General features: G+C 41.0%; 18 protein-coding genes. 6 read left to right on the top strand and 12 right to left on the bottom strand.

The annotated features are described in order from the left end of the window. Positions 1-70: 70 nt before the first annotated feature. The 10 genes from xylB to IEV91_RS03100 form a co-directional block, all read right to left on the bottom strand. Positions 71-1,567 carry a xylulokinase gene (gene xylB / locus IEV91_RS03145; RefSeq protein WP_188495954.1) on the bottom strand — a complete coding sequence of 499 codons (1,497 nt, stop codon included), beginning with the start codon at positions 1,565-1,567 and terminating at the stop codon, positions 71-73. Positions 1,568-1,680: 113 nt separating this feature from the next. Next, positions 1,681-2,997: a xylose isomerase gene (gene xylA, locus IEV91_RS03140; RefSeq protein ID WP_188495953.1), complete on the bottom strand. Its 1,317-nt coding sequence runs from the start codon at positions 2,995-2,997 to the stop codon at positions 1,681-1,683. 87 nt (positions 2,998-3,084) lie between these two features. Continuing rightward, on the bottom strand, positions 3,085-3,738 hold the full coding sequence (locus IEV91_RS03135; RefSeq protein ID WP_188495952.1) for a ThuA domain-containing protein: 654 nt from the start codon (positions 3,736-3,738) through the stop codon (positions 3,085-3,087). Positions 3,739-3,788: 50 nt separating this feature from the next. After that, positions 3,789-4,916: a Gfo/Idh/MocA family protein gene (locus tag IEV91_RS03130; RefSeq protein ID WP_188496070.1), complete on the bottom strand. Its 1,128-nt coding sequence runs from the start codon at positions 4,914-4,916 to the stop codon at positions 3,789-3,791. A gap of 23 nt (positions 4,917-4,939) precedes the next feature. Continuing rightward, positions 4,940-5,908, bottom strand: coding sequence for a sugar phosphate isomerase/epimerase family protein (locus tag IEV91_RS03125; protein ID WP_188495951.1), 969 nt, complete (start codon positions 5,906-5,908; stop codon positions 4,940-4,942). A 79-nt stretch (positions 5,909-5,987) separates the two neighbouring features. Then, positions 5,988-7,103 carry a Gfo/Idh/MocA family protein gene (locus tag IEV91_RS03120; RefSeq protein ID WP_188495950.1) on the bottom strand — a complete coding sequence of 372 codons (1,116 nt, stop codon included), beginning with the start codon at positions 7,101-7,103 and terminating at the stop codon, positions 5,988-5,990. A 284-nt stretch (positions 7,104-7,387) separates the two neighbouring features. Beyond that, positions 7,388-8,023 (bottom strand): YesL family protein, encoded by a 636-nt coding sequence (locus IEV91_RS03115; protein WP_188495949.1) that lies wholly within the window; start codon positions 8,021-8,023, stop codon positions 7,388-7,390. A 231-nt stretch (positions 8,024-8,254) separates the two neighbouring features. Beyond that, positions 8,255-9,130, bottom strand: coding sequence for a carbohydrate ABC transporter permease (locus IEV91_RS03110; protein ID WP_188495948.1), 876 nt, complete (start codon positions 9,128-9,130; stop codon positions 8,255-8,257). Between the two features lie 15 nt (positions 9,131-9,145). Continuing rightward, the gene (locus IEV91_RS03105) at positions 9,146-10,045 is read right to left on the bottom strand and encodes a carbohydrate ABC transporter permease (RefSeq protein WP_188495947.1); all 900 of its coding nucleotides are present in this window, start codon (positions 10,043-10,045) and stop codon (positions 9,146-9,148) included. A gap of 43 nt (positions 10,046-10,088) precedes the next feature. After that, positions 10,089-11,366, bottom strand: coding sequence for an ABC transporter substrate-binding protein (locus tag IEV91_RS03100; RefSeq protein WP_188495946.1), 1,278 nt, complete (start codon positions 11,364-11,366; stop codon positions 10,089-10,091). 434 nt (positions 11,367-11,800) lie between these two features. Between IEV91_RS03100 and IEV91_RS03095 the strand changes: the two genes are divergently transcribed. The 6 genes from IEV91_RS03095 to IEV91_RS03070 all read left to right on the top strand — a co-directional run bounded on the left by IEV91_RS03095 (position 11,801) and on the right by IEV91_RS03070 (position 18,224). Beyond that, positions 11,801-12,976, top strand: coding sequence for an ROK family transcriptional regulator (locus IEV91_RS03095; protein WP_188495945.1), 1,176 nt, complete (start codon positions 11,801-11,803; stop codon positions 12,974-12,976). A gap of 77 nt (positions 12,977-13,053) precedes the next feature. After that, positions 13,054-13,470, top strand: a complete 417-nt coding sequence (locus IEV91_RS03090) for a VOC family protein (protein ID WP_188496069.1) — start codon at positions 13,054-13,056, stop codon at positions 13,468-13,470. A gap of 442 nt (positions 13,471-13,912) precedes the next feature. After that, positions 13,913-14,941, top strand: a complete 1,029-nt coding sequence (locus IEV91_RS03085) for a carbohydrate ABC transporter permease (RefSeq protein ID WP_188495944.1) — start codon at positions 13,913-13,915, stop codon at positions 14,939-14,941. Next, entirely contained in the window at positions 14,941-15,780 is an 840-nt protein-coding gene (locus IEV91_RS03080) for a carbohydrate ABC transporter permease (protein WP_188496068.1), read from the top strand. The genes IEV91_RS03085 and IEV91_RS03080 overlap by 1 nt, the downstream gene beginning before the upstream one ends. Before the next feature lie 26 nt (positions 15,781-15,806). Continuing rightward, positions 15,807-17,105 (top strand): ABC transporter substrate-binding protein, encoded by a 1,299-nt coding sequence (locus IEV91_RS03075; RefSeq protein ID WP_188495943.1) that lies wholly within the window; start codon positions 15,807-15,809, stop codon positions 17,103-17,105. Positions 17,106-17,246: 141 nt separating this feature from the next. Beyond that, positions 17,247-18,224: a mannonate dehydratase gene (locus IEV91_RS03070; RefSeq protein ID WP_308420001.1), complete on the top strand. Its 978-nt coding sequence runs from the start codon at positions 17,247-17,249 to the stop codon at positions 18,222-18,224. Between the two features lie 315 nt (positions 18,225-18,539). Here IEV91_RS03070 and IEV91_RS03065 read toward each other — a convergent pair whose 3' ends face one another. Then, positions 18,540-19,448: an RraA family protein gene (locus IEV91_RS03065; RefSeq protein ID WP_188495942.1), complete on the bottom strand. Its 909-nt coding sequence runs from the start codon at positions 19,446-19,448 to the stop codon at positions 18,540-18,542. 34 nt (positions 19,449-19,482) lie between these two features. Further along, positions 19,483-20,862: a mandelate racemase/muconate lactonizing enzyme family protein gene (locus IEV91_RS03060; RefSeq protein WP_188495941.1), complete on the bottom strand. Its 1,380-nt coding sequence runs from the start codon at positions 20,860-20,862 to the stop codon at positions 19,483-19,485. Between the last annotated feature and the right edge of the window lie 40 nt (positions 20,863-20,902).

Here is a 20,902-nt window from a genome sequence, read left to right as displayed (position 1 = left end):
ATTTAATCTCATCTAGGGTCCTTTTTTTAAAAAAAATTATCCCGCTGCCTTATTAGCAAAATTCTAAATTTTACTTAAAATGTTGCAAGCCATGACTGATGGCTTGAGACTGTGGATAAACCTGCTGATACAAAGCAAAAAGTTCCTCATAGCGCTCAACATTCTCTTGAATCGGTTCTAACGTTTTTTCTGTCTCAATAAAGGCATCTGCGCAGGCTTCTAACGAATCAAACCATCCACAGCCTACAGCAGCGAGCATGGCCGCCCCTAACCCTGGCCCTTGTTCATTTTGTAACTGGACGACAGGGGTATTGAACACATCGGCCTGAATCTGAAGCCAGGTTTCACTTTTAGCCCCTCCACCAATCGAAAGGATCGACGTGATGGTTTGCCCGCTTTCCTTCATAATCTTAATAGATTCATTCAAAGAGAAAGTAATGCCTTCGATAACCGACCGGGCAAAATCCCAGCGTGTATGAGTAGCATCAACACCCAAAAAGGAACCCCGGATCTGGCTATCAGCATGGGGCGTGCGCTCACCAACGATGTAAGGTGTAAAAAGTAACCCCTTAGAACCACAAGGAACCTCACTTATATTGGCGATAATGTGATCAAAGGATTGCTCAGCTGCGAATGTTTTTCGAAACCAGCCAAGACTATAACCGGCAGCCAATGTCACGCCCATGCTATAAAAGCTGTTCTTTTTCGCATGATTGAAATAGTGGAGCTTCCCATTAAAGTCCCGCTCATCATTTTCTTCGTACGAGAGGACAACCCCTGATGTTCCGATACTGCACATTGTCTTGCCCGGAGAGAGGATCCCAGACCCTGTTGCGCCACAGGCGTTATCAGCTCCTCCAGCAAAAACTTTCATGTGTACACTCAATCCCGTTTCTTCCGCTACCTTTTTATTCAAATCCCCAATATAAGCTTCAGATTCTACTAACGGAGGGAAAAGTGAAGGGTCAAGACCAAATGTCTTAGCGATCTCATCACTCCATTTTTTTGCTGCAACATCAAGTAATAAGGTTCCTGCGGCATCGGATAAGTCCATTGCGATATGCCCGGTTAAACAATAACGCACATAATCCTTGGGTAACAAAAAGACAGAAGCTTTCTTAAACAATTCAGGCTCATGTTTCTTCACCCAGAGTAACTTTGGAAGTGTAAAGCCTTCTAATGCTCGATTTTTAGCAATATCAAGAAGAGTCTTTAAGCCAAGGCGTTCTTCAATTTCACGACATTCCTCGGAGGTTCGGGTATCATTCCACAATATAGCACGACGCAACGGTTGCATCTGTTCATCTAACAAAATAAGACCATGCATTTGACCAGAGAAACTAAGACCTTTTATTTGATCAGGCAACACTCCTGATTGCTTAACTAAATCGGTTAATGCTACTTTCGTTTCTCGAACCCAATCATCAGGGTCTTGTTCACTATACCCCGGACCTTCATGATAGAGTGGATAATCTCTCGAACACTCAGCTGTCACTTTTCCTTTTTGATCCACTAGTAATACTTTCACTGCACTTGTTCCAAGATCTACACCTAGAACATATTCCATTTGGCACCCTCCCATTCCAAACATAGGGTCTTCCTCCCTACATATAAACATGTAATAAAATGCGGGTACACCTCGTGCTGTACCCGCATCTCAATACTCTTCTATTCTATTGATTATTGATTTGTTAAGAGATATTGATTAAGCACACCACGAATCAGTTCATGATGACTGGATTGATTTTTAATGGACGTTTTCAAGGCATGTGCTTCGAGCTTATGGAAATCCGTTTTTCCATTGACAATATCAAGGCCAATGCCGGCCGTAAAGCTTTTGTAACGTTCTTGGGTAAAGTTATCTAAAACTTTATCCTCAATGAGACGGTGCGCCGTTTTTAGTCCTAAAGCAAAACTATCCATTCCTACAATATGCGCATAGAAGAGATCGATGGGCTCAAAGGAGGTCCGTCGCACTTTAGCATCAAAGTTAAGTCCACCTTTTCCAAGGCCACCGTTTTTAATAATTTCAATCATGGCGAGGGTTGTCGCATAGACATCGGTTGGAAACTCATCTGTATCCCAACCAAGTAGGACATCACCTTGGTTAGCATCAACAGATCCTAAGATATTGTTTACCCGTGCATAATGGAGTTCATGCTCGAATGTATGACCCGCAAGTGTCGCATGATTAGCTTCAATATTGACTTTAAAATGATCAGCCAAATCATATTTTTGTAAAAAGGCAAATGCTGTAGCTGTATCATAATCATATTGATGTTTTGTTGGTTCCTTTGGCTTAGGTTCAATTAAAAACTGCCCTTCATAGCCAATTTCCTTCGCATAGTCAACCGCCATATGATAGAAACGCGCAAGATTATCTAATTCAAGAGCCATATTAGTATTGAGAAGACTCTCATACCCTTCTCTTCCACCCCAAAAAACATAGTTTTGGGCACCAAGTTCTTTAGCTACTTCTAAACCTTTTTTAACCTTCGCAGCTGAATAGGCATAAACGTCAGCATTACTGGAAGTCGCAGCCCCATGCATAAAACGTGGATGGGTAAACATATTGGCGGTATTCCATAGAAGATCGATACCAGAAGCTTTTTGACTCTCTTTTAAAATAGCGACAATCTCATCGATATTTTTATTACTTTCACTCAATGTATCGCCTTCTGGGGCAATATCAACATCATGAAAGGCATAAAAAGGAACGCCTAGTTTTTGAAAAAACTCAAAGGCGGCTTCAGCACGCGCTTTGGCTGCATCTAACGCTTGAGCTTTGTTATTAAAAGGACGATCCATTGTTGCGGCCCCAAACGGATCGGTTCCATCCATCGTAAAGGTATGCCAATAAGCAACTGAAAAACGTAACCATTCCTTCATTGTTTTTCCGCCAATAACCTCGTCCGGATTATAAAATTTAAAGGCAAGCGGATTCGTCGATTCTTTTCCTTCATATTTAATGTTTTCAACATCTGCAAAATAACTCATCTGTGATCTCTCCTAGTAAAATTATTAATAATCCGTGGGGCAAAGAGTCAGACTCTTCGTCCCACCATTAGCCTCATTCCAAGCCTTTTATTTTCGGGCAGCCCACATCATGCCTTTTCTCATCAACGCTATGACTTCAGGCATCCTCACGATTTCAGCAACGTGACCTAATGAACAGTAGTAGACGTTCCCCTCGCCCCACTTTTTGGACCACACAACAGGGATATCTACTTCCCCATTCGCAGCATAAGGCCCTTCTGCATTCGGGAACCGTGTGACGGCATGGACCTTAACAGCAGGGTCAACATGCATATAATATTGCTCAGAGACCACTTCGAAATCTTTCATGCCCTCGGTCAAAGGATGGTCAGCATCAAGGATACGGACCTGATACGTCATCCCATCATTCCCCGGATGGGCCACCCACTGTCCTCCAACCATAAATTGATAGTCAACAGCGTCGCGAAAGGAATCTCCCATTCCCCCGTGTAAGCCAGCAAGACCTGTTCCGTTGGCTACAGCTTCAAGAAGCGGTTTGAGTTGATCGGAGGTGATAGTGCCTTGTGTCCAATTCGGGACAATGAGGTCATAGCTTGTAAGATCGTCCTTTTCTAAGGTTTCTAATGTATCTGTTATTTTCACGTCAAAATGTTCTTCTCTCAATATCCCTGCGAGAATGTCTGCGACCTGGTCGGGTTGATGCCCTTCCCAGCCGCCTTGAAATATCAATGCTTTCCCCATGTATATGCCTCCAATTAAACTGCTTTAATGAACAAATCCAACTCTAGACTTTAAAGCGTGATCCATTGTTTCGTTTCAGCCGACTTTTCAACAGCCGCTAATATTTTTTGATTGATAACACCGTCTTCAAAATTTGGCTTCGGTGACGTTCCTTCTACAATTCCATTCAAGAATTCATAGAGTAAGTGAATAAAAGAATGCTCATAACCAATAATGTGCCCCGCTGGCCAATAGGCTCCAACATAGGGATGCACTTCTTCCGTCACATTAATAAGCCGAAATCCTTGTAACCCTGGTTCATCATCTGCAAAATAGACCTCAAGATTATTCATATTTTCCATATCCCAGCGAATAGAGCCCTTTTCACCGTTAATCTCAAACTTATTTTTATTCCGGTTACCTCCCGCAAAGCGAGTGGCTTCAAAGACACCTAAAGCGCCATTTTCAAATCTGGCAAGGAAACAAGTGGCATCATCGACAGTGACCTCTCCCATTTCATCTCCTTCAGCCTTTGCACTTAGGCCCCCAGACATCTCACCAATCGGTCGTTCTTTAACAAATGTTTCCATTGTACTCACTAACTCTTTAAAATCGCCAACTAAGAAACGGGCAAGATCAATACTGTGTGCGCCTATATCCCCTAAAGCTCCAGAACCTGAAACCTCTTTTTTTAGTCTCCAAACCAAGGGGAACGACGGGTCTATAATGAAATCTTGCAAGTAATTCGCTCGAACGTGAAAGATTCTCCCTAACCGCCCCTCTTCGATCAATTTTCTCGCATATTGAACAGCAGGGACAAACCGATAGTTATGGCAAATCATATGAGTGACATTTGCTTTTTTTACTGCTTCATACATTCTCTCGGCTTCTTCTACTGTTAAAGCCAACGGTTTTTCTGTGATGATATGCTTTCCAGCTTCAGCGGCGGCAATGGCAATTTCAGCATGTGTATGATTCGGTGTAACAATGTCAATCACATCAATATCATCACGCTCAATTAAGCGTCGCCAATCAGTTTCATAGGAAGCCCAGCCCATTTTTTCTGCCGCTTCTTTTACTGCCGACTCATTTCGCCCGGAAATGGCTTGAAGAACGGGCTTGACTTTAGGATCAAAAAAGAAAGGAATATCACGGTAAGCGTGGCTATGCATCTTGCCCATGAACTGGTAGCCTACCATGCCAATTCTGACTTCTTTTGAAGTTAGGCCCACCACATTTCACCCACCTTTTCCTTAATTAAGGCACTCTTAAGGAGTGAAACACCTTTCTGGAAGCCTTCTTCTACAGACATCAAACTATCTTCATGTTCAATACTGATTGTTCCTTCATAACCGACGAGCTGTAAAGCACTGATGATTTTTTTCCAGGTTTCCGCACCATGTCCATAACCGATCGATCTAAATATCCAGGAGCGATGCAGCTCATCACTATAAGGCTTAGTATCAAGCACGCCATTGGCAGCGGTGTTCTGTTCATCAATATTGGTATCCTTAGCATGAAAATGATAGAGCGCATTGTGTTCAGCTAAAGCCTTAATGCCGACAACGGGATCCATGTTTTGCCAGAATAAATGACTGGGATCGAAGTTCACACCAATATTGTCACCGCACTCTTTTCTCAGTCGCAAAGAAGTCTCGGTATTGTATACGACAAAACCAGGATGGGGTTCAATCGCCACTCGTACCCCATGGGCCCGTAAAAATTCACTTTGTTCCCGCCAATATGGGATGACTTTTTCTTCCCATTGCCACTTCAAAACTTCAAGATGGTCCTCTGGCCATGGACAAGTGACCCATGCAGGATATTTTGAATTCTCGGATTCTCCAGGACAACCAGAGAATGTAATCACCGTTTCGACCCCGAGTTTTTCCGCTAAGCGGACGGTGTCTTGAAATTGTTCATGATGGAGCTTACCAATTGCTTCATTTGGATGAAGAGGATTTCCATGACAACTGAGTGCAGAAATCTCAAGCCCGCGACTTGCAACCGCTTCCTTAAATGCGTTTAATTTTTGATCATCAGCTAACAGTTCTGCTGGGTTACAGTGTGCATTGCCTGGATAGCCTCCCGTCCCAATTTCTATTGATTCAAGTCCTGCATCTGCAATAATATCCAAAGCCTCTTCTAAAGAACGATCTCCAAACAATACAGCAAAAACGCCTAACTTCATAACATGTCACTCCTCCGAGATTTTATTCATGTAGGATGAATCATGCTGTCATTTATTGAACTGAATTGTTTAACCGGGTTTAACGATTTAATAAACTATGAACCGTATTTTCATTGATTCCAAGAGGTAAAGGTTCTGGTTTATCACAGTGACTTTCTAGAATATAATGCTTGCCCTGATCTGAAGCATCATGAAAGCCATGCATAACTTCAAGCACATGATAGGAAAGCTCCCCATTGGCCCGGTGCTTCCGATGATTTCGTAAAGCATAAGCCATATCAGCTAGACCTAGTCCACGACTATTTTCAGTAAAACCATGTGTTAAAGGCATTTCTGACCATTCGCTAGCATCATAACGCCTTATATGTATGGGCCCACCAAAAGTGTTGGGATCAGGGACACGTAATGTTCCTTCTGTTCCGTAAATTTCTATAAAAGGCATTTGATGATGCCATACATCGAAACTCGTAATCAATGTCCCAATCGCACCATTCTCAAAATCGAGAACACCGGCGATATGAGTCGGGGTGTTGACTTGAATTTTCTCGCCATATTTTGGCTGACTTGTGATTGTTCTTTCGGGGAAAGTAATCCGCGTTGACCCAGTGACCCGTTTCACTGGCCCAATAAGATTGATAAGGGCGGTAATATAGTAAGGCCCCATATCAAACATTGGCCCTCCACCCACCTGATAATAGAATCCCGGATCAGGGTGCCAGCTTTCATGACCATGCCCCATCATAAAGGCAGTGGCAGATACAGGTTCACCAATCCATCCATCATCTATTAACTTGCGACAGGTCTGAATCCCTCCACCTAAGAAAGTATCAGGCGCATTACCTACTAATAACCCCTTTTCCTTAGCAAGATTAAGAATGTTCTTGCCTTCTTCTCTTGTCACTGCCAATGGCTTTTCACCATAGACATGTTTTCCAGCATTAAGTGCAGCCGTAGCCACTTCTGCATGGGCTCCAGGAATGGTCAAGTTGACAACAATTTCAATTTCCGGGTCGGCGAGTAATTCGTCAACCGAACACGCTTTAGCAACGCCAAATTCTTCTGCTCGTGCCTGTGCGCGACTTACGTCCAAGTCGGCGCAAGCGACAATATCAAAAGCATCAAAAGTCTGGCCGGCTTTAAAATAAATAGCACTGATATTTCCGCAGCCTATTATCCCTACTTTCACACTTCCCATTTCGTCACCTCATCGTCAATATTTTTTAGGAATGCTGACTTACCTTCACCGCTTCGCTAAGCACAGCCTGGTGTTGACGAGCCTTAATATCAAAAACCTAAGGTGCAACTTATAAGGTCTTCCACCAAATTATAGCGTTATAAAAAAGCGGTTACATACACTACGATAATAACTGAATTCATTCTATTTTAATAGTAAGAAGATTTATGAGTATTTATTCTATTTTATTAGTTTAGTTGTTAAACTAAGTTTAAAGAATAAACGATGTTTTGTCAATGACAACTTTAATTTGTAGAGTGCTGTTTTTGTTGCAGTTCAATTTTTTTAAATGATCGAGACCCAAACCACATAAGATTAAGACAGATAAAACTGATACAAAACAAGGGGATGAGTCCAGAAAAATACCAATATAGGCAAAAGAGCACAACGCTCCCTAACACCATCATGATCGTAGAAGCAAGCTGCGTTACCCCAATCAATAGAGCATACTTAAAGTAATCAAAAAATTTCACATCGAAGTGAACATATACAGGAAAAAAGTTTAAAAGCGTAATAAAGTAGCAAAGTCCTAAACATAACATGATAATAAGAAAAAATTGAAAAACCAAATGTGATGAGGACTTAAAATAAAGAATATCCATTCTCAGCATATAGCCAATCGCTAAAAAAATCAGACCAATCAGATTCGACTTGAAAAATTCTTTTCGAAACGTTTCCCGCATCGTTTGGAATGCCGGTACAATTTCTTTCCCCATGATCCACTGACGAAGCAATGTAAATAATCCCACCGTCGCAGGCATAACACCAAAAACTCCAAGCCCTATGATGGTGAAGAATATCCATAATAAATTGGCATAGACGAGCTTGATGATCCATTCTCCCCCTTGATATATCACATTCATTAGCCCATTTAATTTCATGAATATCCCCCACCTATTCTTAATATTTAAGTTCACTTTTTTCTAGAAGATCATCACTTTCCTCAAAGTCTTGAATTTTAGAAGTTGATGTAAATTGTGAGTTTCACCCTTGTTTTGGGCGCCTTTTGTTAGTCTGGCGCCTCTTTCGTGCAGGCACATCAGTCTTTTGTAAGGTTTCACTTTTGTTTCGTGCATTCTTTATTACTTCGCAATCTCTATCAGTGAAACGGCTTAGCCTTTCACGGCACCGATCGCAACACTACCAATAATTCGCTTGGAAAAGATGGCAAAAGCAATAATAATAGGTAGAACAGAAAGGGCAACCCCTAGATACTGAACACCATAGTTCGTTCCATAATACCCTTGAAGTAATTGAACAAGCAGTGGAAGAGGGTATTTATCATTGGAAAAAAGTAATACTAACGGGCCCATAAAATTATTCCAAGAACCGATAAATGAGAAGATCCCTAAAGCGGCTAATGCAGGTACAAGCATTGGCAGAATAATTCTATTAAAGGTCTTAAATTCACCGGCACCATCGACTCTTGCAGACTCCATAATTTCATCTGGAATAGTGCCATCGATGAATTGTTTGACAAAGAAGACCGCAAAGGCATTTGCCGCCGCTGGCAGTATAAGGGCCGCATAGGTGTCCAACAAATGTAAAAGGTACATAATGCGAAAAGTCCCGACGAGTCCTAATTGTTGTGGCACCATCATCGTTGCTAAGACGAACCAAAACAGCACTTTATTTCCTTTGAATTTAAATTTGGCAAAACCATAAGCATTTAAAGCCCCAAAATAGAGGGTGAGCGCGGTTGAGCAACAAGAAATGATAAGGCTATTCATAAACCCACGCCAAATATTCACGTTCTCCATCATTGAATGATAGTTTTCAACGAGTGCACTCCCCGGTAAAAAGATAAACTTTGAGGCAATTTCGGAGTTCGTATGCGTTCCATAAATGATCATAATATAGAACGGTACAATACATATGATCGCAAGCAAAACTAGAAAAATATAAATGAACACATGAGACGTTTTCACTTTTGACTTTGGTTGCGCGTCTCTCCCCAATGTCGTTTGCGGCATTATTTTTTGTGTCATAATGTTTAGCCCCCCCTAACCTTGAGCACCTTTTGTCTTACGATTCATCACCACGAAAGAAATAATTGAGAAGATCACAATAATGATAAATAGCCCGAAAGCAATAGCTGATCCATAACCATATTGGTAACGTGTGAAGGCGGTCTTATATAAATACATGACACTGGTTAATGTCGCATTATCTGGATTTCCTGAGCCATTCGTTAAAGTATAAGGCTGATCAAAAATTTGCATGCCCCCTATAATTGAAGTAATCACTTGAAAAATCATAATAGGTTTTAACAACGGTAAAGTAATTTTGAAAAAGACTTGAACCTTGGAAGCGCCATCAATTTCTGCAGCCTCTAATAGATCCCGTGAAATCCCCTGAAGCCCTGCGATATAAATAATCATTGAATAACCAAAGTATTGCCAAAACAAAATTGATGAGATTAGTAGTCTCATGAAATAAGGTTTATCGGGCCAGTTCACGGGGTCACTAATAATCCCTAAGTTAATTAATAATTCATTAAAGCTTCCCGACTGCCAACTGAAAATTAACCCTACTAAAAGTCCCAAGGATGCCGCCGTCACGATATTTGGGAAAAAGAAAATGGCTCGGAATAGACTTTTTCCTTTTATAAATTTCTCGTGCAAAATAACGGCTAAGATGAGACTAACCGTAAGTTGTGGGATAACAGAGATCACCCAAATAAACAATGTATTAAATAGGGCTTTGTAAAACATGTAATCGCCAATGAGTCGCTTATAATTGGCGAACCCAATAATTTCAGGACTACCAAAACCATCCCAACTGCTCAAACTTAAATAAAAGGAATAAACAATCGGGTAGAGGCCGAAAACGATAAAAATGATGAAGAAGGGTGCAATAAACAGGTATCCGTAATGTTCCTTTTTAAGTCCCTTTGAAAACATCTTCCATCCTCCTTTACTTCAACTCCCTAACAAGGAATTGCATTCAATCATTCACATCTATTTCAGGAAAATCGTGACCCACTTCCGTTTTAAAAGACTTCAACATTTGTGCTTTCGTTTTAAAGCCTCCATTTAAATATTCATTCAGCTTGTTCGTCCAAATACTATTGATATCATTGTCATATTTTGTTTGTGGTGCAGAAGGAACCTCTTCACCCGCTTTCTCGAAGAAGTCAAAGTATTTTTGACCTGCCAAGAAATCAGAGGTTAATTCGGGTGCCAACTCAGAATCTATTTTTTTATTACTCAAAAAATATTGTTGTGTTTTAGCTAAGTCCTTAGAAAAAGTAGGATCAGATGTATAAAATTTCATAAACTTCCAGGCGAGGTCTTTATGCTTACTTTTGGAATACATGGCCATAAATGTTCCGCCACCACTAAAGGCTTTAGGTCCATTGGCTAATCCCCATTTCCCCGAAGTCTTTGGGGCGTTACTTTCAAAGATATAAGGTAATCCCCATGTCGGTTCTGCATAGAACATGACAGTCCCTTGTTGCATGGAAGCGGTCCACGCTGAACCCCAAGATTCATACTTGGCTTCTACATTTTTTTCTCGTGCTTCTTTCGTCAAATCAATCTCTTCCATTCGTGCCTGATCAATAACTAATTTTCCATCGACGACCCAAGGTTGTTTGATATTAGCCGCCTGAACAATATCGATATCACTATAGCTTGAAAGTGCATGGACCTTTCCATTACTTTCTTTAGCTACTTTTTCACCAATCTCCATGATTTTGTCCCAACTGGAGATCATTTCGCTGACCTTATCTGGATCATCAGTACCCAAATATTTCTTAGTCAGATCACGGCGATAATAAAAGGCCCCTGGAGTCCCTTGATAACCAAGTCCCCTTATATTGCCATCCTCGTCTTTTTCGATATCTTGTATATACTGGAATTGCTGATCCGTAATTTCACTTGCATTAAACGGTGACTTTGATAAGTTTTGCAAAAGGGGTATTTGTTTAATCTGCGGCCAATACGTATTTTCAACAAAGAAAACGTCCGGCACCTTTTTACCAGCTTGTAAGACGGATATTAGTTTTTGTACATAATTATCGTTTGTAATAAAAAGGAGATTTACCTTAATATCAGGATTGGCTTTCTTAAAGGCTTTAACAGCATCCTTAGCCTCATCAGTAAATGTCCAGATATTAAGGACCTTCTGATCTTCTCCATGAGCAGACAAAGAACAACCCGATAAGAGCATGGCTAACCCTATAAGAAGAGTGATTAATGAAAGCTGAGCTCTCTTTCTCATTATTTTGCACCACCTTTATATTGTTTTACTGCTCGTTAAAACGTGTCTTTACACCTCCTTTAAAAAAGATGATAGGGTTTCATTGTGGAAAGTTTCCTGATGTCGTTGAAGCTAAGAGTACTGTTTCATTGCTGTTGTGATTGTGAAATAGCGTTGGATTTTAAGAGGGAGAGAGAACAAAGATGCATGTTTTAAAGCGCTTACATTTTGATAAAAGGCTTTGTTTGTTGTTTAAACAAAGAGTACCAAACAGATCAATGAATGTCAATAGTATATTTTGACTAGTATTATTCTTCTAACAATTAAATAAATTTAATTAAGATATCTAATGAATTTCTTTGTACAAATGCTTATCATAAGCTAATATAGAGAGCATACACTATTATTTTTGCGTCTTATTTAACCACGCATGAATTGAAGTTTGGGTGAAGTTTATGAAAACAGGTGATCTCAACCTTGTAAAAAAAATTAATAAATCTATTGTTTTGACTACCATACAGAATATGGCCCCTCTTTCCCGTGCTAATATCTCTGAAATTACAGGGCTAAATAAGGCCACTGTCTCCTCCCTAGTTGCAGAACTCATTGATGAAGCGCTTGTCGGGGAAACGGGACCAGGCGAATCAAGTGGAGGCCGAAGACCTGTCATGCTGTACTTCAATAAAAAAGCAGGATTCTCTATCGGCGTTGATCTTGGCGTTAACTATATGTTAGCTGTATTAACAGATCTGAGCGGAACCATTATATACGAGAAGCAAACGGAACTTGAACCGCAAACAAACCAAGAAGCTATTTTTACAAAACTCTCTTTATTAATCAAGGACACAATGGATCATGTTCCTGAAAGTCCTTATGGTATCATTGGCGTTGGCATTGGGGTCCCAGGGATCACGAATAATGAGGGCGATGTTCTTCTTGCACCTAACTTAGGTTGGGGATTTACAGATATTAAGGGATACCTTGCTAAACAGTTCGATATTCCCATTATTATTGACAATGAGGCAAATGCTGGAGCTTATGGTGAAAAACTTTACGGATCAGGTAAAACACTTGCCAACTTTATCTATACAAGTATTGGGATCGGAATCGGTTCTGGCATTGTCATCGATAACAGTCTTTTTAGAGGTGCAACTGGTATCTCTGGAGAAATGGGCCATTTTACCATTAACGCTCATGGTCCCACATGCCGTTGTGGCAATAAAGGATGCTGGGAGCTTTATGCCTCAGAGCAGGCGCTACTCAAAGAAGCACAAAATCTCCCTTCTTTAAAAGAGAGAAAAGATATAAACCTAGAATTACTGATTCAATTGGCTGAAGCCGGTGATCAAGACATCCTGCAACTTTTTGATCTCATTGGTGAATATATCGGTATTGGTTTTGTCAATATCGCGAATACCTTTAATCCGCAGGCCATCATTTTAGGCAATCGCTTTTCTTTAATCAAAAAATGGATTTTCGAAGCAATCAATAGAACAATTGCTCAGCGATTATCTGTTTCTCAAGAGACGGAAATTAAATTCTCTGAACGGGGGATCTATTCTTGTGCGTTAGGCAGTGCCGCTTTCGTCATTGAAGCCTTTTTTTCTCACCGAAAAGTCACTGTTGAATAAAAAATCCCGAGTGTAAGGGGTTACAAATATTGTTTAAAACAGTATACTAGACTTAAATAACATTAGGGGTGATGATGGTGATCAATGGCATTGGGCATGCTGCACTGACGGTTGAAAACATGGAAGCATCACTGCATTTTTACTGTGATATTCTTGGCTTCGAAAAGGCTTTTGAAATTCACGACGATGATAATCAACCTTGGATTATCTATATTAAAGTTGGCGGAGGCCAGTTCATTGAACTCTTCTATGGAGGCATCCATAAGCAAGAGGAGGTTCCTAAGCGTATTGGCTACGACCATTTATGTTTAGAAGTGGACGATATTCATGAAATTGCTGATCATCTTAAATCAAAGGATTGGCCCTTATTGGTCGAGCCACAACAGGGAAAGGATTTAAACCTCCAATGCTGGGTCAAAGATCCTGACGGCAATAGAATCGAATTTATGCAACTCTCTCCCGACTCACCACAGGCAAAAGCCTACAAAAAATAATATGAGAAGAATCACCGTTCATGGAATGAGGTCACCGAAAATCCTACGATTTTCTGAAAAACTCACTCGCTTTATAAAAAAAGACGACTCTAAAATTCAAAAAAATGAATTTTGAGTCGTTTTTTTAGAGAATTCCTTGCCTATTTTTCCCTCATTTTATTCACTAGTTTTAAAGGAGACTTTTTTCAGTAGCCTCCATGAGATAGCGGTGCTTTTAATTTATAAAAGATTGCCTAATTAACACTCATTCTTTTGTCAATTCCCTGTTACCTCTTTTAAGTTCTTCCTTCCACATCTCCTCTAGCCTCTTTCAAAATACATTGGGCCGAATAGTAAAATAACAAACAAATTCAAAAAATTATCTCCTATACGTATGAAAGCGCTTTTATTATTATATTCAGTAACTCACAGCTTTTAAAACGAATAGAAAGGAGTTGGACCAATGAGGATAAAGCACTTTATTTCTCGCAAGACGTCTCTGCCTTCCTATCTTAGTTCAGATCAAGAAATACAAACAAAACCAGCAGTATCAACAAGCAAAGCTTCACTACGGGCAGGATTGTTTAGAAAGAGAACCAAGAGGTCCTATGAGAACAATTTAGCTGGCTATATTTTTATTTCGCCATGGTTGATTGGCTTTTTATTGCTCACACTTTGGCCCATTGCCCAATCTTTTTATCTATCCTTCACTCAATATTCCTTACTAAATGACCCTACTTGGATTGGCGTTAACAATTACTCCGAAATATTTTTAAAAGATCAAGTGTTTCGGAAATCGATGGTTGTCACGTTTACCTATGTCCTATTCTCCGTGCCATTGAAATTATTTTTCTCACTCATGATCGCCATACTTCTCAATAAAAGTCTAAAGGGGATGAATTTGTACCGAACGGCTATCTATTTTCCCTCGCTGATCGGAACTAGTGTGGCTGTCGCGGTCCTTTGGAGAAACATGTTCAGTTTAGATGGCTACATTAATCATGTGCTAGGGTGGTTTGGTATCCATGGTGTCGGTTGGATTGCCAATCCTCACACCTCGCTTTGGACCCTTATTCTATTAAATACCTGGCAATTTGGTTCAACCATGATTATTTTTTTAGCCGGATTAAAACAAATCCCCCAGGACTTATACGAGTCAGCCTCTGTTGATGGTGCAGGGAGATTTGGTAAGTTTATTCACATCACACTGCCCATGTTATCTCCGGTCATGTTTTTTAATCTTGTCCTTGAGATTATTGGCTCATTTCAAATGTTTACTCAGGCCTTCATCATTACTGAAGGCGGACCGATCAATTCAACGTATATGTACGCCCTGTATCTTTTTGAAAAAGCATTTAAATATTATCAAATGGGTTACGCATCCGCGCTGGCTTGGATCTTGCTTGCCATCATTGCCATTCTCACGGGTATTAACTTCTTTGTCTCACGCTACTGGGTCTTCTATGAATCCGATGGGAGGGGGTCGAAATGATGGGATCATCACGTCTTAAGCTTTCCAGATTCTCCTACCATCTCTTACTCATTGTCGTCTCTCTGATCATGCTATATCCCGTCTTTTGGTGGTTAGGGGCCTCTTTAAAGAAAAATTCAGAGATGCGATTGCCTACCCTTTGGCCACAAACCCCAATGTGGGAAAACTTCACAAAGGGATGGTCATTTTCCGCACAGTATACCTTTGGGCACTTTTTTACTAATACATTAATGATGGAATTTTGGAGTGTCATCGGTTCAGTATTGACAAGTGCGATTGTCGCTTACGGCTTCGCCCGCCTGAATTTTAGATTTCGTGGGATTTGGTTCTCTATTTTGATTATGACCATGATGCTACCTGGTCAAGTCACAATTATACCGCAATATATTTTGTACCATACCTTTGGATTGGTGAACAGCTATATTCCGTTAATCCTCCCTCACTTTTTTGGTGGAGCACCCTTTTTTGTCTTTCTATTAGTACAGTTTATTAGAGGCATCCCTAGAGAATTAGATGAAGCGGCCAAGATTGATGGTGCCTCCGTATACAGTATTTTTGCACGTATTATTTTTCCATTACTTAAGCCTTCATTAGTGACGGTTGCTATCTTTACATTTATATGGAGTTGGGACAATTTCTTTGGGCAACTTCTCTACTTAAGCTCTATCGATAAATATACTGTCGGTTTAGCCTTGCGTATGTTTGTCGATCAGTTTGATATTCAGTGGGGACAGCTTCTCGCAATGTCACTGATCTCAATCCTTCCATCAGCGCTTTTGTTTTTCTTAGCGCAGAAGCATCTCGTAGAAGGTATTCAAACCACCGGCTTAAAAGGTTAAAACACATTGAAGGGAGATTTCAAAAAATGATAAAACGTCGTACGTTAAGTTGCTTGTCCCTATGCGTTGCCATCGTGCTGCTTTTGTCAGGTTGTAGCGTAGGGGAAAAGAAAACAACAGGAACAAGTGCTAATGGAAAAGTGAATCTCAGCATTATGTGGTGGGGTCCTCAGCCAAGACATACTGCGACTTTGAAGGTCCTTGATGACTATACTCAACAGAATCCTAAAATCACATTCACACCACAATATTCAGCATGGGATGGATACTGGACTAAATTAACCACCCTTGCTGCATCAAATTCAATGGCCGATGTTCTTCAGATGGATGCTGCCTATATTCAAGACTACGCAAGTCGAGGGACACTGGCAGACTTATCGGATATTGATCTAAGTGGAATTGTTGATCCTAAAGTCCTTGATCGGTTAAAGATAGACGGCAAACTCTATGGTATCCCTATGATTAATAATGGCTCAGGAATGGCCTTTAACAAGGATGCCATGACTTCTGCTGACATACCAATTCCACAAAAGGACTGGACTTGGGATGACTTTTTTAACTTTGCCAAACAAGCAAGGACGAAACTACCAAAGGGGAAGTACCCTATTACGGATAGTACTGGAGATTGGGCTTGGTTCCAATATTATCAAGCCTCTAAAGGAAAAGGAGCCATCTTTGAAGACGGTGGCAAAACGTTTAACCTTGATAAAGAGCTGTGGTTCGAGTTTCAAAATATCTATGCAACGTTCCGTAAGAATGATATTGTGCCACCAGCAGAAGTGCAACAAGCCTTTGTTGAAAATGACCCACAGCAGGATGCTTTGACATCGGGTAAAGTGATGATGCGACCTGCGACCGTCGCTTCTGTTGGTGCTCTCTACTCACTTATGCCAGGTAAATTGGATGTTATCAATTATCCCGGAGGACCTTCAGGTGCTGGCTGGGCCGAACCGACCATTTTCTGGAGTGTCAGTGCCCATTCAAAGCATAAAAAAGAAGCTGAAGCCTTCATGAAATGGTTTATTTCTAATGAGGAGGCAGGTCAGACGCTTAATCTAACACGGGGCATTCCGATCGATGAAAAGGTCTTTAAAAAGATTGAACCAACATTAAAACCTGAGGACAAGGTGGCTAAAAAAATGTTGGATGTCGCAATGGATCATCCTCTTCCCTTCTATACTGTTCCTCCAGGATGGACCGAATGGGCAAAGACATATGAAACCGAAATGGAGGCCGTCATGTTTGGACAGCAATCTCTTGAACAAGCTTATAAGAAAATCATAGCAGCTGCAAAATCTACAGGAGCAAAAGTGAGTGGCAATTAAACTTTTTCATAAGTTAATAAAGACATTTTGTAAGTAGTAAGGAGCGGCTTGACTCTCTTTGGTTCACTCTATTAAAGAGTACCGTAAAGTGCTAACTTAACTGAGAAGTCAAACCGTTCTATTCAAAAAATGAGGTGATTGATGATGCAATTAGCTGAATTTTTCTCATCACATCCAGATCAACTTTGGCACTTGGCAAAACAAATGGGTATCGAGCATGCAGTAGGGCCTCTGCCCCGAGTAGACAACGGCTCCAAGCCATGGGATTATATGAATCTTTTGCATATGAAAACGAGATTTGAAGATTTTGGCTTAAAACTTTCTGTTATTGAGTCTGCTCCGCCAACCAATAAGATAAAATTAGGACTACCAGGACGAGATGAAGAAATTAAGATCATGCAGGAATTCATCACAAATATGGGAGCCTTAGGCATATCCGTTTTGTGTTATAACTTTATGGCACAATTTAATTGGTTCCGTACCTCAACGACGACCCGTACCCGAGGCGGTGCTCTAGTCTCCAGCTATGACCACCATTTAATGAGGGATGCGCCCTTAACCGAAGCAGGTATTATTACTGAAGAGGAGTTATGGGAAAATCTCCACTACTATCTAGAGCAAATTGTTCCCGTTGCCGAACAAGCAAAAGTTAAACTCGCACTCCACCCTGATGATCCGCCCATTTCTCCAATCCGCGGTGTATCAAGAATTTTAAGGAATGCCGACGCCTTACAACGCGCTATTAACCTAGTGCCTAGTGAATATAGTGGGATTACGCTCTGCCAAGGCACACTAGCAACAGCCGGCGAACATATCCCTTCAGTCATCCGTCGTTTCGCGGAACAAGATAAACTCTTCTTTGTTCATTTCCGGGATGTCCGTGGAACGAAAGAAAAGTTTGAGGAGACATTCCACGATGACGGAAAAACAGATATGGTAGAAGCCATGAAAACTTACTTTGAAATGGGATATAAAGGACCTGCCAGACCTGACCATGTACCCACAATGTACGGAGAAAAGAATGACCACCCTGGTTATGAAGTGTTAGGACGCCTCTACGGTGTAGGGTATATCAAAGGATTAATGGAAGCCGTTCGAAAAACAGCGATGGCCTTCTAAATAACGAGAAGAGAAGATAGTTCTTACCCACTTGTATCGATTGACTACTGACGTCACTCAACGGATTAAGAACTATCTTCTTTTTGTTTCCTAGAGACGGATGATGTAAGAAAAGAAAAGGCCTTAACAAGATGATCTCTAATCCCTATTTAACAGTTAAATCCCCTATAGGATTGACAGAGACCTTTTCAAAGTCTCCCCTTACCCTATAGGGGATCATTATATGATCTTTTCTATTACTCTAACGACTCATCACTATTATCTTTTCATAATCCTTGGATTAAGCATCAAGAACTCTCTTGTTAGTTCGATGGCTCACAACCGGACATCGCTTGTGGGGCGTCCATCGTCTCCCCTTTTGCGTGCTTCCTCTAGTTCATCATCCCAAGTTAAATGGCGATATTCCGTGGCCTCTGGCGCATTATTAAACCAGTTCATGAAATCCTCCCAAAGTGCGAGTGGCCAAGCGGCGTCAATTTGTGCTGTGGAATAAACGCCTTCCTTTAGTCGAATAAAGCCAAAAATATCACGGACTTGTGATTTTTCTGCCTGCACCACCGTTGGCTCTGCCAAATGCGGGGGAATGAAGATCACACCACTCGGGGTCGCTAGAACGACATCACCAGGAAGACAGACAGCCTTCCCAATTCGAGTGGGCGTATTCATGCCGACCATCGTGACATCCGCAATCCCAGTGGGGTCACTTCCGCGATAGAAGACATTAATATTATCAATGTCAACAATCTGTTGCTGATCACGGATCCCTCCCCAAACAATTGCACCGCCTCTTTTTGTCCGAGAGGAAATGGCCGTTGACAGGTTCCCTCCAACATAAGTCCCTTTGTGAATCTTATCAAACAAATCCACTACAACCACATCATCTTCTTCTAAAGAATCGATAACCCATTGATTAAAAAAGCCATTTCGACCTTCTTCCTTATGCCCATAGTTTAAAAGAGTTTCATGTAAATCTGGCCGCATCGGTACCAATACTGCGGTTACGGCGCGTCCAACCATCACCTTATTGGGGTGGATGATTTTGAAGTCACCCTCGAATTGAAAGGTGTACCCCCTTTGCCAAAGCGGTCCCCATGCTTCCTCTAGCGTAATTTTGCGGATTCTCTGTAAAATATCTTCAGACACTTTGGGCCGACCATTAGAAAAGCGTTCACCTTCCCATAATGGTGTAATATGTTTGATGTACTCCGGATTATCAAAGTTCATGAAAAAACCCCTTTTCTTTTTATAGGTGATACAATTAGCTCCACTGCCGATCATTTGACCAATGATCGTCCCATTCATTCGTCGTTTCCCATAAACCAGGAATATCAGGATGAAGATGTTGAGCAATGACCTCATCATTTAAGGCTTCAATCCCAAGACCTGGTGCATCAGGTACAGTAATATAACCATCACGGACCAATGGCTTCGGTAATTGGCTAATAATGATATCATCCCACCAATCAACATCGACCGAATGGTATTCCAATGCTAAGAAATTCTCTGTAGCCGCCGCAGCATGGACAGCTGCCAAACAAGCTATTGGGCTTTCTGCCATATGAATGGCCATCGAGACACCATAATCTTGAGCCATATCCCCAATCTTTTTCGTTTCCAGAATGCCACCTGCTGTTAAGATATCGGGGTGAATAACAGAAACTCCACCTGATTCAAGCAATGGTTTGAAATTCTCTTTTAAATAAATGTCTTCACCGGTACATATTGGGGTTGTCACTGCATTCGCTAGTTTGACATATTGATCAGTGTAGTGCCATGGAATCATGTCCTCCATCCACGCTAGATTAAATTTCTCTATCCTTCGTCCCAGCTTGATACAATCATTGACACCAATGTGTCCAAAGTGATCAATCGCCAGTGGCACTTCATCACCTATGACAGAGCGAACATCGGCAACATATTCTTCAAGAATATCTAGTCCCTTTTCAGTGACATGAATATGTGTAAACGGATGGGCAATGTTATTGGCATCATAGAGACGATTCTGCAATGTTCTTCTTACAGATGGGTTGTTATTATCACGGTCATGCCACGCTTTTGATAACGCCTTCATTTCTTCCAAATATCCAATGGGAGCACTTAATGCTCCTGGTTCTGAAATCAATTGATTAATACCCAGATCCATTTTAAGAAGAGTGAAGCCTTTTTCCATTCGTTTTTTCAAAGCATTTCCCATCGCGATGCCGGTGTCCTTACCCGATACATCAGTATCACAGTACATTCGGATCTTATCCCGAAATTTTCCGCCAAGCATTTGATAAATAGGAATGTTGTATGCCTTCCCAGCTAAATCCCATAAGGCGATTTCTAGACCACTTACACCGCCCCCTTGACGAGCATGCCCACCAAACTGTTTAATACGGCGAAACAGCTTATCGATATGACAAGGATTTTCTCCAAGAAGACGACTCTTTAACATTAGGGCATAGCGTTTATCCGCCCCATCCCGCACCTCACCAAAACCCACTAAGCCTTGATTGGTATATACTTTGATTAAACTGCAGTGCATAGGCGCCCCAACAATATCTGCAAATCGAATATCGGTGATTTTCAATTCAGAAGGGTGAGAATGAGTATTAACATGAGCCAATGTACTTTCATATGTGTCTTGATTTGACATGGTTTTAACTCCTTTATTTGATTGTTTTTTCACCGATTCC

Source organism: Pullulanibacillus pueri, from assembly GCF_014639255.1.
In the GTDB taxonomy this organism is placed as follows: Bacteria; Bacillota; Bacilli; order Bacillales; family Sporolactobacillaceae; genus Pullulanibacillus; species Pullulanibacillus pueri.
The sequence above is the reverse complement of the archived record's forward strand: the minus strand, read 5'-3'. Positions and strand labels throughout refer to the sequence as shown.

Excerpts from the sequence above, each read along its gene's own strand:
- IEV91_RS03125 (WP_188495951.1), bottom strand. The coding sequence starts at position 5,908 with ATGAAGTTAGGCGTTTTTGCTGTATTGTTTGGAGATCGTTCTTTAGAA.
- IEV91_RS03080 (WP_188496068.1), top strand. The coding sequence starts at position 14,941 with ATGGGATCATCACGTCTTAAGCTTTCCAGATTCTCCTACCATCTCTTA.
- IEV91_RS03065 (WP_188495942.1), bottom strand. The coding sequence starts at position 19,448 with ATGAACTTTGATAATCCGGAGTACATCAAACATATTACACCATTATGG.
- IEV91_RS03085 (WP_188495944.1), top strand. The coding sequence starts at position 13,913 with ATGAGGATAAAGCACTTTATTTCTCGCAAGACGTCTCTGCCTTCCTAT.
- IEV91_RS03070 (WP_308420001.1), top strand. The coding sequence starts at position 17,247 with ATGATGCAATTAGCTGAATTTTTCTCATCACATCCAGATCAACTTTGG.
- IEV91_RS03135 (WP_188495952.1), bottom strand. The coding sequence starts at position 3,738 with ATGGGGAAAGCATTGATATTTCAAGGCGGCTGGGAAGGGCATCAACCC.
- IEV91_RS03100 (WP_188495946.1), bottom strand. The coding sequence starts at position 11,366 with ATGAGAAAGAGAGCTCAGCTTTCATTAATCACTCTTCTTATAGGGTTA.
- IEV91_RS03130 (WP_188496070.1), bottom strand. The coding sequence starts at position 4,916 with ATGGTAGGCTACCAGTTCATGGGCAAGATGCATAGCCACGCTTACCGT.
- xylA (WP_188495953.1), bottom strand. The coding sequence starts at position 2,997 with ATGAGTTATTTTGCAGATGTTGAAAACATTAAATATGAAGGAAAAGAA.
- IEV91_RS03095 (WP_188495945.1), top strand. The coding sequence starts at position 11,801 with ATGAAAACAGGTGATCTCAACCTTGTAAAAAAAATTAATAAATCTATT.
- IEV91_RS03120 (WP_188495950.1), bottom strand. The coding sequence starts at position 7,103 with ATGGGAAGTGTGAAAGTAGGGATAATAGGCTGCGGAAATATCAGTGCT.
- xylB (WP_188495954.1), bottom strand. The coding sequence starts at position 1,567 with ATGGAATATGTTCTAGGTGTAGATCTTGGAACAAGTGCAGTGAAAGTA.
- IEV91_RS03110 (WP_188495948.1), bottom strand. The coding sequence starts at position 9,130 with ATGACACAAAAAATAATGCCGCAAACGACATTGGGGAGAGACGCGCAA.
- IEV91_RS03060 (WP_188495941.1), bottom strand. The coding sequence starts at position 20,862 with ATGTCAAATCAAGACACATATGAAAGTACATTGGCTCATGTTAATACT.
- IEV91_RS03115 (WP_188495949.1), bottom strand. The coding sequence starts at position 8,023 with ATGAAATTAAATGGGCTAATGAATGTGATATATCAAGGGGGAGAATGG.
- IEV91_RS03075 (WP_188495943.1), top strand. The coding sequence starts at position 15,807 with ATGATAAAACGTCGTACGTTAAGTTGCTTGTCCCTATGCGTTGCCATC.
- IEV91_RS03105 (WP_188495947.1), bottom strand. The coding sequence starts at position 10,045 with ATGTTTTCAAAGGGACTTAAAAAGGAACATTACGGATACCTGTTTATT.